14 protein-coding genes are annotated in these 16,186 nt (G+C 49.7%); 11 read left to right on the forward strand and 3 right to left on the reverse strand.

The window, feature by feature from the left end; genetic code table 11:
* Positions 1 to 187: 187 nt before the first annotated feature.
* The 11 genes from LZ24_RS08580 to LZ24_RS08630 all read left to right on the forward strand — a co-directional run bounded on the left by LZ24_RS08580 (position 188) and on the right by LZ24_RS08630 (position 14,754).
* A complete protein-coding gene (locus LZ24_RS08580; RefSeq protein ID WP_144684564.1) occupies positions 188 to 1,345 on the forward strand; it encodes a hypothetical protein in 1,158 nt (385 codons plus the stop codon).
* Positions 1,342 to 2,760, forward strand: coding sequence for a vWA domain-containing protein (locus LZ24_RS08585; RefSeq protein WP_186443015.1), 1,419 nt, complete (start codon positions 1,342 to 1,344; stop codon positions 2,758 to 2,760). Before LZ24_RS08580 ends, LZ24_RS08585 begins: the two co-directional genes overlap by 4 nt.
* On the forward strand, positions 2,757 to 3,527 hold the full coding sequence (locus LZ24_RS08590; RefSeq protein ID WP_144684568.1) for a hypothetical protein: 771 nt from the start codon (positions 2,757 to 2,759) through the stop codon (positions 3,525 to 3,527). Before LZ24_RS08585 ends, LZ24_RS08590 begins: the two co-directional genes overlap by 4 nt.
* 312 nt (positions 3,528 to 3,839) lie before the next feature.
* The gene (locus LZ24_RS08595; protein WP_144684570.1) at positions 3,840 to 4,802 is read left to right on the forward strand and encodes an HDOD domain-containing protein; all 963 of its coding nucleotides are present in this window, start codon (positions 3,840 to 3,842) and stop codon (positions 4,800 to 4,802) included.
* Between the two features lie 14 nt (positions 4,803 to 4,816).
* Positions 4,817 to 5,461, forward strand: coding sequence for a RibD family protein (locus tag LZ24_RS08600; protein ID WP_186443016.1), 645 nt, complete (start codon positions 4,817 to 4,819; stop codon positions 5,459 to 5,461).
* Entirely contained in the window at positions 5,458 to 6,213 is a 756-nt protein-coding gene (locus LZ24_RS08605) for an adenine nucleotide alpha hydrolase family protein (protein ID WP_144684574.1), read from the forward strand. The genes LZ24_RS08600 and LZ24_RS08605 overlap by 4 nt, the downstream gene beginning before the upstream one ends.
* A gap of 92 nt (positions 6,214 to 6,305) precedes the next feature.
* Complete coding sequence (locus LZ24_RS08610; RefSeq protein ID WP_144684577.1) at positions 6,306 to 6,923, forward strand: TetR/AcrR family transcriptional regulator; 618 nt, start codon at positions 6,306 to 6,308, stop codon at positions 6,921 to 6,923.
* A gap of 723 nt (positions 6,924 to 7,646) precedes the next feature.
* The gene (locus tag LZ24_RS08615; RefSeq protein WP_144684579.1) at positions 7,647 to 10,649 is read left to right on the forward strand and encodes an MMPL family transporter; all 3,003 of its coding nucleotides are present in this window, start codon (positions 7,647 to 7,649) and stop codon (positions 10,647 to 10,649) included.
* On the forward strand, positions 10,639 to 11,442 hold the full coding sequence (locus tag LZ24_RS08620) for an outer membrane lipoprotein-sorting protein (protein ID WP_186443017.1): 804 nt from the start codon (positions 10,639 to 10,641) through the stop codon (positions 11,440 to 11,442). The genes LZ24_RS08615 and LZ24_RS08620 overlap by 11 nt, the downstream gene beginning before the upstream one ends.
* Entirely contained in the window at positions 11,433 to 12,851 is a 1,419-nt protein-coding gene (locus LZ24_RS08625; RefSeq protein WP_144684583.1) for a DUF1302 family protein, read from the forward strand. The genes LZ24_RS08620 and LZ24_RS08625 overlap by 10 nt, the downstream gene beginning before the upstream one ends.
* 163 nt (positions 12,852 to 13,014) lie before the next feature.
* A complete protein-coding gene (locus tag LZ24_RS08630) occupies positions 13,015 to 14,754 on the forward strand; it encodes an Lcl C-terminal domain-containing protein (protein WP_144684585.1) in 1,740 nt (579 codons plus the stop codon).
* 425 nt (positions 14,755 to 15,179) lie between these two features.
* Here the strand turns inward: LZ24_RS08630 and LZ24_RS08635 are convergent, their stop codons facing one another.
* The 3 genes from LZ24_RS08635 to LZ24_RS18060 form a co-directional block, all read right to left on the reverse strand.
* Positions 15,180 to 15,491, reverse strand: a complete 312-nt coding sequence (locus tag LZ24_RS08635; RefSeq protein ID WP_144684587.1) for a type II toxin-antitoxin system PemK/MazF family toxin — start codon at positions 15,489 to 15,491, stop codon at positions 15,180 to 15,182.
* Complete coding sequence (locus LZ24_RS08640; protein ID WP_144684589.1) at positions 15,488 to 15,721, reverse strand: ribbon-helix-helix domain-containing protein; 234 nt, start codon at positions 15,719 to 15,721, stop codon at positions 15,488 to 15,490. The genes LZ24_RS08635 and LZ24_RS08640 overlap by 4 nt, the downstream gene beginning before the upstream one ends.
* 114 nt (positions 15,722 to 15,835) lie before the next feature.
* Positions 15,836 to 15,916, reverse strand: a complete 81-nt coding sequence (locus tag LZ24_RS18060; protein ID WP_407923302.1) for a hypothetical protein — start codon at positions 15,914 to 15,916, stop codon at positions 15,836 to 15,838.
* Positions 15,917 to 16,186: the final 270 nt, after the last annotated feature.

Here is a 16,186-nt window from a genome sequence, read left to right on the forward strand (position 1 = left end):
TGATTAAAGGCATTCGATTTACCAAAGGAAAATTGTGCTGAATAATTACGCCTGATCTTACAAAACCACGAGAAAATAAAAATGTACATAAAGACCCGACGCAGATTCCCTCCGTCGGGTCTTTTTATCCTTGCCTTTTTCATTTTGCAGCCTATGTTTTGCATTTTAAAGCAAACAGGGAGATAGAATGCAGAAAGAACCCGTTGATATTCATATTACAGAGCTGGAAGAAATACTGGACCATTATCTGGATGCAGCAGGCAGACTCAATTATGCCATCAAGATCGTGGGACATCCGGGAATCGGCAAAAGTTCTGTGGTCCGTCAGGCTGCGGAACGTAAAAACTTCCTCTTCATTGATACCCGCCTTGCCTTCAAAGAGAATATCGATCTTGGCGGCTACCCCGTTCCGGATCACGAAAACCAGCGCATGATCTATTTCAGGCCCCGCTTCATTCCGCCGGAGAGCGTTCCCCCGGAGTATGAGGGCATCCTCTGGTTTCTGGATGAAGCCAACCGCGCCCACCCTACGGTGATCCAGACCCTTTTCCAGATCATCACCGAAGGCCGGTGCGGAGAACATCTGCTACCGGAAAAAACCGCCATTGTTCTGGCCGGAAACCTCGGAGAAGAAGACAGCACAACCATCACGGATTTTGATGATGCGGCACTGGATGGCCGCCTTGCCCTTTTCCACTTAAAACCCCGGGCCATTGACTGGCTGCGCTGGGCCGCAGGGAGGGATGTGCATCCTTCCGTGCTCCGCTACATCGCCCTTTTTCCGGAAAGACTCTGGGACGAACAGCGTATCCATCCCAACCCCAGGGGCTGGCATCAGGTATCCCATGCCCTTGCCACGGCCCATGGCCTGACCAGCGAAGCAGCCCTCATAGAGGCTTTAAAAACCAAAAAAACAGCCAGCCTTGAAAAACTCATCATCTCCCTTGTGGGAGACCTTGCAGCCTTTGATTTTATCCGTCAGCTCACCCATCCCAGACAGATTACTACGGCGGATGTCCTCTCTGGAGACCCAAACAAACTGGATGCTGCGGAAAAGGAAAACCTTCCCGCAGAAGATATGCTCTGGGCCATCACCGGTGCCATTTCAAAGCTGAGGGAAAATATGCTGATTCCTGCCCCGGACCACGCCCTGAAAAACCCGGAAGAACTCAGCCATGTTCTCTCCTTTATCGCCTGCTGCCGCAGTGACAGCAGACTGGCCTTTTTCCATCTGCTCCTCAGGGAATGCGGGCTGCTGACAGCCATTCCTGCGGCCATCGACATCATGGAAAACCTTCAAACAAAAGAAAAGGTCCGCCTTTCCATGGAGACCCTTCTCTCATGAAGGACAAACAGCATCCCGCATGGAAGGCCGTACTGGAAGAATTGTGGCGGCAGAGCCGGTTCACCTCCTATTTCTACCAGAGCGTCCAGTTTACCCCCAGCACCTCGGTACCCACACTGGCCTTAGGCATATCTTCCATGCGGCCCGTACTTCTCTATCACCCGGATTTTGTGGAAAGCCAGAACAAAGAAAGCCTAAAGGCACTGCTGGTCCATGAACTCCTCCATATTGTCCACGGCCATGAACACAGGCAACTCAAAGACCATGAACCCTATCTCCAGAATCTGGCCCAGGACATGGTCATCAACTCCTTTTTAAGAAACCGGGCAAAGAACTTTTTCTCATCCACGGATGGCCAGCAGCAGAGCCTTTACCTGCCACCGGAGCTTCCCGGTATTCCCGATGCCTTTTTTGAAGAAACCGGGGAAAAAGATCCTTCATGGGAAACACTCTACCACTGGTTCGGGAGACGGGGACCGGAATCTTTAAGGATTTTCAGTGATGCGGTGCGGGATATGTTCCGGGATCTGAAGAAAAAACCGGCAAAAAAAGCCCTTGACACCCAATCCGTCCACTTTACCGAACCTGAGGATACGGACCATCCCACGGATACAGACATCATCCCCGAGGGCCTCTGCCTTGTGGATAAAAAAGGAGAGGCCCTGCCCACGGGCACCCATCTTTTTCTGGGTACCATGGAAAAACGCCAGCTCCAGACCCAGATACGCAAAATCATGGATCTGGCCGGAAACGATCCTTTCTCACCCACAGACCGGGTTTTTGAAGCCCTGAGCCGCATGATTGAGGGTGTGGAAAAACTGCATCATCTTCCATGGCAGCGCAGGCTGCGGAGTATTCTGGACCGCAATGTCCACTCCAACGAATGGATCTATACAAAAACCCGCTTCAACCGCCGCTTTCTGCCCCACGGCATCTACAGCAGCGGACGCATGTTCCGGGAAAAGGAACTGCTTACGGTCTGCGTGGATGTTTCCTCTTCCATGACCACCACCCCCGGAGAAATGGCAAGGGCCTTTGCCGTCATCGAAAGCCTCATGGACAGGTTCCGGGTCAATCTTCTCTGTGTGGATGAATCGGTTTTTGTACCCCGCATCCGGAAAGAGGGCATGGAAAAGCAGCAGGATCTGAAAAAACCTTATTTTTACAGAAAAGGAGACTGGAAATATCTGGAAACAGGCAATTCCGGTACCACCTTCTTTGCACCGCTCTTCAATACCTATATGAGAAAGCACAGGGAACTGCTGCTGGTCATCACAGACGGCCATATCCATGATCTGGGCCGCCTGATTCCCTACAGCCCCACCCTCTGGCTCATATCATCGGGCCGGAAAGAGCCCTTTGAGGCTCCCTTTGGAAAAGCCCTGATCCTTGAACCCTCCGGAGCCATGCCATGAATCCTTCAGACCTCCATCGGGCCGTCATGCAGGGCCAGTGTTCCCCGGAAAAGGGACTTGAGATTCTGGACAGATTCGCCGATGCTGAGGCCCTTTTCCTTGCGGGCAGATACTGGCCCGGCCTCAACCATGAAAAGGCCCTTGACCTTCTGACTGCCACACGCGATGCCTTTTTTTTGTACCGGGCAGGACTTTACTGGCCGAAAATCAACCACCCAAAAGCAGCAGAAGCCCTGATTTCCCTCAAGGACGGTGCGTCCATCCACAAGGCAGGCCGGGCATGGAAAAGCTTTGACACAAAAGCAGGCCTTGATGCCCTTTTTTCCCTGAAGGACAGCCGCCGCATCTACTATGCAGGCAATGACTGGAAAGACTTTGACTTTAAGAAGGGGCAGAAAGCCCTTGCCATACTGGGAGATGCGGCCTTCATTTTCTATGCCGGCTGCCACTGGCGCAACTTTGACTTTACAAAGGGAATGCAGGCCCTGCTGGCCACGGGCAACCTGAATTATCTCTTTCAGGCGGGAAAACGCTGGCAGAACTTTAACCATGCAGCGGCATGGGATCTTTTTGAAAAACAGATCCGGGATGGTGCCCCATGGCGGGCAAAGGCCCTTGAAGACCCCAAATGGAAAAAGCACCTTCTCCGCCGTTTTAAAAAGCAATGTGGCATGGAACCAATGGGCGATGGAAAGGAAAAAAAACACCCGCCGGAACGGGGACCGGGCCGGTGGGAAATCCATTTCGGCCCAAAGGACCCAGCCTGATACCGGATTCTGTGCCTAAGGCCATTTTCTGAAATAAAGATAACTTTTGGCCCCCTCTCCCCATGGACCCATAAGTATAAAAAGTGGGAAGTGGGGAGTGGGGAGTGGCAGAAGCTCTCGAAGCCAGGTACCGGGTTTTAAGGTTTAATTTCCAAATACATTGAATCCCGGAAGCAACACAGACAGACAGGTAAAGGGTCACTTCCTTCTGTTCAATGCATTGGATATGGTATATATATTCAGACGGTAAAAAGACATTTCGCATCTGCTGTGCGGAAAACAGAAGATCAACCAACCGGAGGCATCATTCCCGTGGAAATTCATTGCACTGCATGCAAAAAAAAATATATCCTCTCACCGGAGCAGGCTGAAAAACTTGCTTTAGTTCCCAAAATCCCCTGCCCTGCATGCGGCACCCTGATTATCACCCAGATTGAAAAGCCTGCTTTCATGAGCAAAGAAAAACTGCTGAAACAGACCGGGGCCCTGCCCCCCATGCCGGAAATCCTCATCCGGGCCAAATCCATCATAGATTCCCCCTATTCGGACATCCGGGATCTTGCCGACATCCTTGAAAAGGATCAGGCCATGACCGCAAGGCTCCTGAAACTGGCCAACTCCGCCTATTACGGCCTTCGCCATCCCGTGGAGTCGGCGCACAAGGCCTGCCTTGTACTGGGGGAACAGACCCTTTTACAGATGATCACACTGGTCAGCACATCCAAACTTTTTTCCAACAATCTGGACGGATACGATCTGGATGCGGCAACGGTTTTCTCCCATGCCCTCTTTGTGGCGCTGGTTTCAAGGGACATCTGCAAAAACCGTTTTAAAGCACTGGAAAACAGTGCCTTTGCCGCAGGCCTTCTCCACGATGCAGGCATGCTTGTCCTTGATTCCCACATAAAAAATGCAAAGGAAAGCTACAAAAATCTGCGCGGACAGGGCCTTTCCCAGCATGGGGCAGAAAAGGAACTCTTTGGCTTTGACCATGCCGAAATCGGCCATGACTTCTGTGTCAACTGGAATGTCCCTGAGGATCAGGCCCTTGCCATCCGCTGGCACCACGAACCCGACAGGGCAGACTCGAATCTGGCCCATGTGCTTTATACGGCCGACATTCTCTCATGGCAGGACCCCGACCGCGTTCCCGGTGATGACCTCAACGAAGTCAGTTTCTGCAGGGTGGGACTTTCCAGTGAAGAACTGCACGAAATCCGCAGCCGGGCATGGCAGGATGTGGCACAGATCGTTGCCGATATTCTCATTTCCTGAAAATGATGCCAGCCATGCCAAAAACCATTCTCATTGCAGCCATGACCCTCTGTGGTCACATCGGCCCCCAGTCCTTTTCCAGCTCCGAAGACCGCCAGCATCTGGAATACTGGCGGGACAGGAGCGATGCCAGCCTCATGGGAGCTGCCACCCTGAGGGATGCCGACCCGGAGATGCGGGGCTCCGGTGGCATTCTTAAGGAAAACCGCATCCGGGCCTTTATCTCCGCATCCGGAAATATCCCCTTTGACGGACGCCGTGCTTTTCTCCATGGTCCTCCCCCGCTCATCTTCACAGCTGAGCACCTTGCAGAACCCCTTCAGAAAAGAGCAGGCTCCCGTGCTGAGGTTCTGGTCGCAGACACGGAAGGTACCGGCCTTAACCTGAAACAGGTACTGGATATTCTCAAAAAAAAAGGGGTAAAAACCCTGCTTCTGGAAGGGGGCGGTGGACTCAACCGGGAAGCCCTGAAACAGGGAATTGTGGACGAACTGCTCCTTACCCTCTGTCCTGTGATCTCAGGTGCACCCTCTGCCATTCCCTTTGTCCGCAGCGGAACCCTCTTCCATGAAACCGGTCTTTGGCACCTTGCGGCCCACAGAGCCGGAAAATTCGGTGAAGTTTTTCTGCATTACAAAAAAAACAAGGAGATTCCATGATGAGCAGCCCGGCCCCCCTTGCCATCCTTTTTTCCGGAGGCAGTGACTCCCTTGCCCTGTATGCCATGGCCCTTTCCGGACATCACCGGGCCATCCCAAAAGCCTCTTCCGTGCACCTTGTCACCCTGCTCAACGGAATGTCCCGCTTCCCCCATTTCACGGAAAACCGATTCCAGACCGCCCGTGAACTCCTTGAAAAACAGCAGCCCTTTCCCCTTCCCCCCTCCTTCCGGGTTGAGCTGGACTCTGGCCGTCTCTTTCAGGAACTCTGGCTCGATCGCTACGAAACACTCATGCCCCGTTTTGGCGGTAAAAATCTTGTTTGCGTGGCCTGCAAGCTGGCCATGCACACCCGCACCCTCCTTTACTGCCTTGAACAAAACATCCCTGCCATGCTTGCGGGCTACACCCTGAAACAGTCCTTTTATCCGGAACAGACCCCGGCCTTCATGGACCGCATGAAAGCATTCAGTGAAGACTTCGGTATAAAAACGGCTTTTCCTGTGTATGAAGATTTTTCTGAAACTACCGTTTCCAGACATTATCTGGAAGATCAGGGGCTGCCATCCAGCGGCGGCGGTGAACGTAAATGCCTTTTCTCCCAGACCCGTACCACAGCCACGGAACAGGAAACCGCAGCCTACCTCGATGCAATGATTCCTCTGGTTTCCGACTACATCCGCCTGAGGGGAAAAGGAGATGTTGCGGCAGCGGCAAGGGCCTTCCATGCCATAGACAGCACAACGGACTAAAGACCCTAAAGACCCTAAAGACCCTAAAGACCCTAAAAATCTGTAACTGAAAAATCATTGACATAAAATAAAGGATTTCGTAAAAAACTGACATGTCAGTCACCGCCTCCCATAAAGCCACCACAAGGCAGAATATCCTGGATGCAGCCATCGCCATCTTCAGGGAAAAGGGTTTTCAGAAAACCCGGGTATCGGACATTGTTTCCGCCGCAGGTCTGGCACAGGGCACCTTTTATCTCTATTTCAAGTCCAAGGAAGACATCGCAAGGGAAATATGCAAAAGCTTCATGGACAGTTTCAGTGGTATTGTTGAAGCAGACCACAACATCTTTGAAAGCAGAACCCATATAGAACTCCACAACCGCCTCAGGAAAATGATTTTCAGTGCTCTGAAAGTCTTTAAAAACAATGCCGAAGCCGCAGAAATCGTTCTCAGGGAAGGCATTGGTCAGGGTGGGCTGTTCAAGGAGCTTTACGAGAATCTCATCATCCGCTTCATTGAACTTCTGGGCGAAAGAATTGCCAATGGCCGCAGTCAGAACATGCTGGGCATTCCCAACCCGGACACCGCAGCCGTTTTCATTGTCGGTCTTGTGGAACGCAGCTTCTTCTTTTTCATGGTCATGCGCAAAGACCTCAATATTGATGCCATTGCCGATGATATGACCTCGTTCATACTTCACGGGCTTGACCTTAGGCCTCAGCAGTAAAATGCATGGTCATACAAAAGCATATGTAACTGTTCAGCACAGCTTTCCAGGTACCATAGCTGCCAGACAGATGCACAGGCCCCAGGCTATTTGCCCGTGACGCAATCTTATTCGGGAGCTTCTTGCCCTGTGCGGAAGCGGCAAAAACTCGCCGCCACAGGCAGGATAAGCATTTTGATTACCATAGCAGGCCTTGGCACGCTGCCTTTGTGGCGGCTCAGACAGTTTGCCGCTTCTTTCGCACAGGCCTGTAAAGCTCTGATCCGAAACGATTGCAATGTCACTTGCAAATAGCCACGGTGCCTTGCAACAGTACGAAGCTGCTGCAACTACAGCATTGGCAGTTCGGAATAAACCGTGCTGAATAATTACAAGCATATATGATTACTACCCTGACTCAGACAGAGCCTGCTGGTCAGGCCCATGGTGAGAGCTTTCATACGGGCAGGCTTGAAAGCCTGCCCCTACAAATGTTTTTTACGACCCCTGTTTTGTGGGGGCACCCTTTACGGGTGCCCGCCGACAAGCCTAAAATCTTTGTCATACAATTTTCATGGCTGAAAATTCCTGTGGCTGAAAGCTCTTGGTAATCGGATTTTGCAATGACTTATGAGTCTCTCAAAAATTACGGTACAGAGTATAGAAACACCACTGCTTGATAAACGGCAGTTTTTTTAAAACCAGCAAGTGACTGACAAGTCAGTCAAGAAACGGAAAAGGCTGATGATGAAAGCAAAAAAGCTTGCCGATATTCTTCTCCCCGCCGCAGGCAACTTCCGCCTGCTGATCAGCTGCCTGATTCTGCTGACGGTCTTTTTTGCCTATGGCATGGGGAAACTCACCATAGAAAATGACATCATGTTCATGCTCCCGGACAGCAACCGGGAAAAAACCCTCTTCATGGATACCCAGGAAACCTTCGGTTCCACAACGGGCATTGTCATTTCCATTGCATCGGAAAAGGGTATCCTTGACCCCCTGCTGCCCGAAAAACTTCGGACCGCAGGAAACCGGATTTTAAAAAGCAATCAGACCATACCCGCCCGCCTCATAGGAAAAAAACTGGACATATCCCTGCATCAGGCCCTTGTTCTCACAACCTTTCTCCAGAACCTTGCTGCCATTGAGGGCAATGACTTCATCCCCCATCCCGGCCTGTTTGCTGACACCTATGAAATGGAAGAAAACTTAAGGGAATCCATCCCCTTTGACCTCTATAGCTCCATCGAGGCCGAAGACATCCGCCGGATAGCAGGCATACTTTCGGAGGGTGCCGCCCTGAATCCGGATTTCGGAAAAGAACTCATGGCCATCATCCATAAGCCCACGGATAACCGGAGATTCAATAGGGGGATCTGGGTGGATCAGATTTCCTCCATTATGGAAAGCGACACGGTATGGCCGGAGTTCTCTTTCTTTGATATCATAGACATCTTTTTTGAAAACAAAGGTTTTTCAGATACAACTTCCGGCCGCAGACTGGCCAGCCTGATGCTGGAAAAGGGCCTGACCCGCCCGGAAAGCATCAAAGACTTTTTTATGACATATGAAGAAAAAGGGCCTGATACGGGTATTCAGCCGGACTTTTTCCGCAAGATCCGCGAACATTCCATAAAAAATCCTCTCTTCATTACAGAATTTCACCATGCCATGGCAGACACGCCAAAACAGATCCGTACAGGCGCTATCTTCAACCCGGCAACGGACAGCCCGGCCCTGCTCCGGGAAAGGCTTCAGGGCTGGTCCCTTTTTGAAGAAACCCTTTACAGTACAGACGAAAAAGCCTCCCTGCTTTTTGTAAGAACCGTGCCCAACCTCAACAAAGATAACAAAGCCCTGCTCCTTGGCGAGGTCTCCAAAATTCTGGAAGATGTTTTCAAAGATACAGCCTTCACCTATCACATGGCTGGCGAGCCTGTGGTGGATAATGAAATCGGAACCCTCATGATACAGGACATTACCTGGCTCTTCCCCGTCGTGACCCTTGTGGTGATGGCATCGCTCTTTATCATGTTCCGCAATCTGCAAGGCGTACTCTATCCCATGCTCACGGTCCTGCTTTCCCTTGTCTGGTGCTTTGGCCTCATGGGCTATGCGGGTGTTCCCGTTTCCCTTGTTTCCTCAGCCCTTCCCGTACTCCTCGTGGCCGTAGGCACAGCCTATGCCATTCACCTCACCCACGCCTTTCAGCAGGGCAGAGAGGAAAACCCTGAGCCAAAAATCCTTGCCCGCAGGGTGCTCAACCTCACCGGCGGCGGCGTTCTCATGGCCGGTCTCACCACCATGGCCGGTTTTGCCTCCCTTGCCGTCAACCGCATTGTCCCCCTGCGGGATTTCGGTATCTTCATCAGCCTTGGCATTGCCTTTGCCCTGATCCTTGCCCTTCTCCTCATCCCGGCCTTCATGCTCCTCAGCCGGAGAACCGCCATGACTGAAAAAATGAGTCTCCCTATCCGCAGCAACACCATGCTCACGACCATTTCCCTTTTCAGCTGCCGGAAACCCAAAATCGTTACCACCCTTTATCTTGGGGTATTTCTTCTCTCCATTGCAGGGGCCCTGCTGCTCCGGGTGGAAATGAACAACATCACATTTTTTAAAAAAGACGCCCCCATACGCATGGCAGATACCTTCATTAACGACCATTTTGCAGGAACCTCCGGTCTGAGCCTGATTCTTGCCGGGGAAAACCCGGGCGATGCCCTGAATCCGGAAATTGTGGCACTCATGGAAAAGCTTTCCCGCCACCTTGTGGAGAACCATCCTGAAATCGGTAAAATTGTCAGCCCTGCGGATTTTATCAAAAAAATGAATCAGGCCTTTTTTGATAATGACCCCGCCCGCTACAGGCTGCCGCAGATTTCAGACCTTGCCGGAGAAAAGAGCCCGGAAGCCCTCCATGCCCAGTATGAAGCTTATATGGATAATTATCAGAGAAGGGATACCCGAAGCCTCATTGATCCTTCCAGAAAAAAAGCTGCCCTTGGTATCCAGATGAAAACCGCCTGCAGCACCGTGGTCCGGCAAGTGACCCGGAGCGCTGTGGATTTTCTCCAGGGCCCCGGCGGACAAATCCTGCGGGACAAAAACATGACCTTTCAGGTTACAGGCCCCGGTACCCTCTACCTTGAAGCCAACCAGCTCATCGTGAAGGGGCAGATAGGATCAATCATCATCTCCTTTTTTCTGGTCTTTCTCGTGGTGGCCCGGATGATGAAATCCTTTATCTACGGTTTTTTCAGTCTCATTCCCTTAGCTTTCACCATCACAGTGACCTTCGGCATCATGGGATTTGCAGGCATTGCCCTGGATGTGGCCACGGCCATCACCGCATGTGTGGCCATCGGCATAGGCATTGATTACGGAATTCACTATCTGGTGCATTACCGGGATTCCAGAAAGCAGGGACAGAGCCACAGGGAAGCCATCCTCCATACGGCCCAGGGAACGGGGAAGGCCATTTTCTTCAACGCCACAGCCGTAACCGCAGGTTTTCTCGTGCTGCTGGCTTCCGCTTTCATTCCTTTAATCAACCTTGGCATCCTGATTTCCATCACCATGATCTGCTCTGCCCTTGCGGCCATGACCCTGCTTCCCGCAGCCCTCACCCTTGCAGAATCCAGACTCCGGAAAACCCATGGGACGGACCGGAAAAACAAGAATGCTTTCAGTGAAAAACCTTCCCATACCACCCCAAACCAAGGAGAAAAATACCATGCAAGCTAAAACCATCATTACAGCCCTTCTGTTTTTTGTACTGGGTGCAGGTTCTGCATCCGCAGATATCGGCCCTTTCAATCCTGACACAGCCGGAAAGGAAGGCCGGATCATTGCCGAAAGGGTTGAGGAATTCAACAGACCGGCAAAGGATCTTTCCATACTGGCCTCCATGACCCTGCTGGCCGGTGAAAGGGTCACCGATACCCGGCAGGTGGCCATACGCCAGAAAAATTATGGAGCAACGGATCGCTATACCATGCGTTTTCTCGACTCCATCAAGCGGGGAACCACCTTTCTCACCATAGAAAATGAAGACAGGGACAATGACCAGTATCTCTATATTCCAGCCCTTGGAAGGGCCAGAAAAATTGCCGTGAATGACCGGCAGAATTCCTTTGAGGATACGGATTTTTCCTATGAGGATCTGGGTGGACGAAAACTTGATGACTATACGCACGAACGCAGAAGTGATGCCGTTTTTAATGACAGGGAATGCTTCCGTGTGGAATCCAGAGCCAAAGACAGTTCCGCACGCTATCCAAGGCAGCTCAGCTGGATAGACAAGGAAAACTATCTGCCGCTTCAGGTACGATTCTTCGGCAGGGAAGGCCGATTGGAAAGGGTGATTGTATCGGGTGAAGTACAAAAAATAGAAGGCATTCACATCCCCTTCCGCACCGTGGCCAGAGACCTCAGGGCCAGCCACACCACCACCATGGAAGTCCGGGAAGTAGAGGTGAATACGGGGCTGGACAATTCAAGCTTTGACCCGGACAGAATGGGGGCTACATGGCGATGATAAAAAAAACCGTAGTGTTTCTTATTCTTGCTCTTTATCTGGCAGCTTCGGCCATGGCCATGGACGATGATGATGATCTGGATTTTACGGAACTGCTCGGCACTTCCCTGCCCGGCAGTACAGCGCCTGCTGTTTCAATGACACGGCCATTTCTTTTTGAAGGAGAGCTGAGACCTTCTGTCTGGTACAGCCTGAAAGACCCCCATGATGTGCATACCACCAACCGGCTGGATCTTCTCATGGAAGCACACATGAAAAACACAAGCTTTGTGGCAAGGCTCAGGGGAGATTATCAGGATATCGAAAACAAGGATGCATTCACAGGGGATATCCGGGAGCTGTATATCCAGCAGCAGGGCTATCTCAAAAGAACCTATCTTTCCTTCAGTGCGGGCAGAAAAATCCTGCACTGGGGCAAAGGGGATGAAATCCGGCCCATGGACCGCATCTGCCCTGAAGATATGCGGGCCTTTCTCTACTACGATAAGAACGATCGCAAGGCAGGCCTCACAGGTCTTTTTTTAGAATCCGCCCTGCCGGGGGGCCTCAGGGTGGAAGCCTTCTGGTCGCCTGTTTTTGTGGGATCTGACATGCCGGACCATGGAAGTTACTTCACTTCCCAAAGGATGCAGCACTTCAGTAAAGCAGGGGGCCGCATCATCGAAAGCGATGATGACTGGACCTGGGACAGCCAGAGTTCCATGGGCTTAAGAATCGGTCTGCCCCTGAAAAGGGCCGATGCCTCCCTCTATGCATGGCGGGGAAAAGACCCCATGCCAATGCTGAAGGTTTCTGAAGTAATTCGGCAGATTCCCATAAATAATCCACCTTATTATATGAATATACCCCCTGCGGCAATGGAGCTTTCATGGTTTCACAGTGATGCCGTGGTTTTCGGGGCAGATTTTGAAGCCAGTACAGGTGCCTGGGTATTCCGCACAGAGGGCGCATGGCAGACAAAGGGCCATTACGAAATGGTGGATTTTGAAAAAGACCCTCTTCTTCTGAATGACTTTCCCGAGGGCCTTGCAGAAAAGCAGAAGGGAGAATTTCTCATTGGCTTAGACAGAAACGACCTTTTCTTCCGTAATCTTTTTGTCAATGTCCAGTATTTGGGTGTGTACATACACGACCATGAAAAATTTATGGAAAGGGATGCCTACACCCAGGGGGCCAGCTTTACCATGAAGTACAGCGCCTTTGACTCCCGCATCAGCACCCTTTGGCGGGTTTTCGCCTGGATGAACAGTCAGGACAGACAGCATCAGGTGGAAGCATCGTGGAGACCCTTTAGCAACACCCTTTTAACCGCAGGGGCATTTTTTTACAGCGGTGGCGGTGAAAGGGATATGTTCGGCCAGTTCAGGGATAAGGATTTCACCTTTCTCAGGGGCAGTGTGATTTTCTGAAAACTATCCTGAACTGAGTCCGATATTATTCTTGCAATATTATTCATTTTCAAGCCGAAAAAATTATTTGGCAGATAAACAATAAGCCCATAACTACAACAAGTATATATTTTTGACCTGAAAATAAATACTTATCTTTCGTTTTTATAAAAGGAGAATAGCAATGAAGAAATTTATTTTAATTTTTATTCCCCTTCTCTTGTTTGTTTTTTCAGGATGCAGTGACAGCAATAAAAAACATAACGAGATGAATGAAGAAAAAGATATTATAGCAGACAGATACATAAACAACAAAGATGGAAGTGTAACAGACAGAGAAACGGGTCTTCAATGGATGCGCTGCAGTCTGGGGCAAAGCTGGGATGGCAATACCTGTCTTGGAGATACTCAAAAGTATTCCTGGGATGAAGCAAATAAAGCAGCCACAGACCATTTTTTTGCAGATAAAAACTGGCGATTGCCTACTATTGAAGAGCTTGATTCTCTTGTAAGCTGCAGCTCAGGGAGGCGTGACTTTTTTAAAAAAACATCTTCCGGAGAACCCTATGGTGGTAATTGCCAGGGGGACTTCCTGAAACCAAGCATAAATACAAAGGCCTTTCCAAACACCATGGATAGCTGGTACTGGTCTTCCTCAAGCAATATGGAGGACGAGAATTATGCATGGAACCTGTCCTTTTATTACGGCAGTATCGAAAGCAGCTACAAAACCAACGAACTTCATGTTCGTCTTGTCAGAATTGAACCTGTTACTTCAAAATACATAAAACTCGATGAAAACGGACAACAGCTGCCTGAGTCAGCATCTTCCTGGAGCTGTATAAAGGACAATGATACAGGGCTTATATGGGAGAAAAAAACTGAGAACGGGGGGCTAACGGACTTAAATAATACATATACCTGGTTCAACCCGAACCCGGAAGTCAATGGTGGCTTTGAAGGATATCCTGACCGGGGAAGCTGCACAGAAAGTGGGTGTGATACCCGCGCCTATGTAGAAGCAGTAAACAATAAAGGTCTCTGCGGTGCCCATGACTGGCGCATACCCACCATAGAAGAGCTGAATACCCTTGTTTACTGCAGTTCTGGTGAACGGGAAGCCTGGCCTCCGGGCCAATGGGGCGGAAAATGCATGGGGGATCATCAAAAACCAACCATTGACTCAGCCTATTTTCCAAGTACACCTGAATGGAGCTGGTTCTGGTCTTCATCACCCTCAGCCAACAATTCCGACCTTGTCTGGGGGATCGATTTTGACAATGGAAGTGGCAATTACAGCAGCAAAGGAAAAAGCAATCATATTCGCCTTGTTCGTTCTGAAATAAGTGGTTCCAGATATACAAAGCTTGATGATAACGGAAACCCGCTGCCCGACTCCGCTACTTCATGGAGCTGTGTACAAGACAATGAAAAAGGAATTATATGGGAAGAAAAAAGTAAAGATGAAGGACTCAGATACTTCAACAATACCTATAGCTGGTTCAACCCTGTTGCTGAAAGCAATGGAGGATTTGAAGGGTATCAGAACAAAGGAAACTGTACAGGCAGTGCATGCGACACCCACGCCTATGCAGAAGCGATAAACAGCAAGGGTCTTTGCGGTGCCCATGACTGGCGCATACCCACCATTGAAGAACTGAATACCCTTGTTTACTGCGGCCCCGGTGATCGAGATACCTGGCATCCTGGCCAATGGAGCGGAAAATGCATGGGGGATTATCAAAAACCAACCATCAACTCAGATTATTTTCCAAATACACCTGAATGGAGCTGGTTCTGGTCTTCATCACCCTCAGCCAACTATTCCAACCTTGTATGGGGAGTCCATTTTGGTAACGGCTATATTGACTATAACGGTAAAAACCGAAGCGAACATGTACGGCTGCTGCGCAGCAAAAACTAATCTGTACCAATGTCTTTCAGCCATACAAACCTTCATCATGGAAATTATATGACCAGATTTTAGGCATGTTAGCGGGCACCCGTAAAGGGTGCCCCTACAAAACAGGGGGCGTAAAGATTATTCGTAGGGGCAGGCCTTGCGCCTGCCCGTGTTAAAGCCAGCACTATAGGCTTGGCAACAACCTGACCAGCAAACTATGGCTGAGGCAGAGTGGTAATCAGAAAAACTAATTTCTTAAATTGATACCCGATGATCAGGTTTTGTATTTTTCATTTCACTCGATGTTCAAATTTTTTATAAACCCCTGATTTCATTGCGTGTAAAACAACGAAGATCAAGCGTGACGTTACTGTAAAATCAACAGGTTAGATACTGGCACTGCCTGTTGGAACCATTGAAAAATCGAAAAACTTGAACATCGAGTTTCAGACATCAAGGGCAAACCGAATTGCCTGTCCCACATCAATTATTTTATTTTTTGATAAAGTTGTAATGAGGGAGCCAATTTTTGCTTTTGCGACAGTTTGTAAATGATCACAATTTATAGCGCAATCACGAGGCATACCATCAGCTTGAGAAAGAAAAACTTCAGATGGAATACCACGGACAGTGCTTGTGATTGGTGCCACAGTTACCTCACCAAGATATTTTAATACGGAATCTCGTGTAAGAATAAGAACCGGACGTTTTTTATCTGGATGGGCAAATTTATACCAACGGATTTCACCATGTTTCATTCTTCACCCCAAGCCTGCTCAGATTCCCAAATTGAAAATTCATCAGGAGAAACAGGATGCTGCCGGTACCCTTCTTGATGTTTACGTTCAAGTTCTTTGACATTATAACGATCAAGTGCCTCTCGTAATGCCATTCTTGTAAAAGCAGATCGGCTTGTGTGAAGTTTTTTCGAGATTTGGTCAACAGCGTTTACAAGATCTTCATCAAGGGTCATCTGTACGGTTTTCATGGACCACCTCCAGAACAGGGATAATAATAGCTATAATATCCACATTACAATGGATGTCAAAGTGGTTTTCTTAGAAACCAGAGAGACAAAAGGGGGCAGATATTTAAAGGACGGTCAAATAAAAAAACACCTCTCCTGTCCAAACCGTATCTCATCCATGGTGCTGATGGTGCCTTCGATGCGGGAAGAAAGCACCGCTTCCTGACTCCTTAAGGGGAACAAGAAGAATTTCGCTGTTGTGCATGGTCTTCAGCATCTGATCATAACGGGCCATGGATAAGGGAAAGCTCCGCCTTCAGCTTTTCAATCAGCGCCTGACGTTTTGCGGCCTTGTCCTGTAAATCCTGCAATCTGGGTAATTATTCAGCACCGTTTTCCAAGTACCATACCTGCAAGACAGATGCACAGGCCCCGGCTATTTGCCCGTGACGCAATCTTATTCGGGAGCTTCTTGCCCTGTGCGGA

The sequence above is a fragment of the Desulfobotulus alkaliphilus genome (genome assembly GCF_007830435.1).
In the GTDB taxonomy this organism is placed as follows: Bacteria; Desulfobacterota; Desulfobacteria; order Desulfobacterales; family ASO4-4; genus Desulfobotulus; species Desulfobotulus alkaliphilus.

Excerpts from the sequence above, each read along its gene's own strand:
- LZ24_RS08615 (WP_144684579.1), top strand. The coding sequence starts at position 7,647 with ATGATGAAAGCAAAAAAGCTTGCCGATATTCTTCTCCCCGCCGCAGGC.
- LZ24_RS08625 (WP_144684583.1), top strand. The coding sequence starts at position 11,433 with ATGGCGATGATAAAAAAAACCGTAGTGTTTCTTATTCTTGCTCTTTAT.
- LZ24_RS08610 (WP_144684577.1), top strand. The coding sequence starts at position 6,306 with ATGTCAGTCACCGCCTCCCATAAAGCCACCACAAGGCAGAATATCCTG.
- LZ24_RS08600 (WP_186443016.1), top strand. The coding sequence starts at position 4,817 with ATGCCAAAAACCATTCTCATTGCAGCCATGACCCTCTGTGGTCACATC.
- LZ24_RS08620 (WP_186443017.1), top strand. The coding sequence starts at position 10,639 with ATGCAAGCTAAAACCATCATTACAGCCCTTCTGTTTTTTGTACTGGGT.
- LZ24_RS08630 (WP_144684585.1), top strand. The coding sequence starts at position 13,015 with ATGAAGAAATTTATTTTAATTTTTATTCCCCTTCTCTTGTTTGTTTTT.
- LZ24_RS08640 (WP_144684589.1), bottom strand. The coding sequence starts at position 15,721 with ATGAAAACCGTACAGATGACCCTTGATGAAGATCTTGTAAACGCTGTT.
- LZ24_RS08635 (WP_144684587.1), bottom strand. The coding sequence starts at position 15,491 with ATGAAACATGGTGAAATCCGTTGGTATAAATTTGCCCATCCAGATAAA.
- LZ24_RS08585 (WP_186443015.1), top strand. The coding sequence starts at position 1,342 with ATGAAGGACAAACAGCATCCCGCATGGAAGGCCGTACTGGAAGAATTG.
- LZ24_RS08580 (WP_144684564.1), top strand. The coding sequence starts at position 188 with ATGCAGAAAGAACCCGTTGATATTCATATTACAGAGCTGGAAGAAATA.
- LZ24_RS08590 (WP_144684568.1), top strand. The coding sequence starts at position 2,757 with ATGAATCCTTCAGACCTCCATCGGGCCGTCATGCAGGGCCAGTGTTCC.
- LZ24_RS08605 (WP_144684574.1), top strand. The coding sequence starts at position 5,458 with ATGATGAGCAGCCCGGCCCCCCTTGCCATCCTTTTTTCCGGAGGCAGT.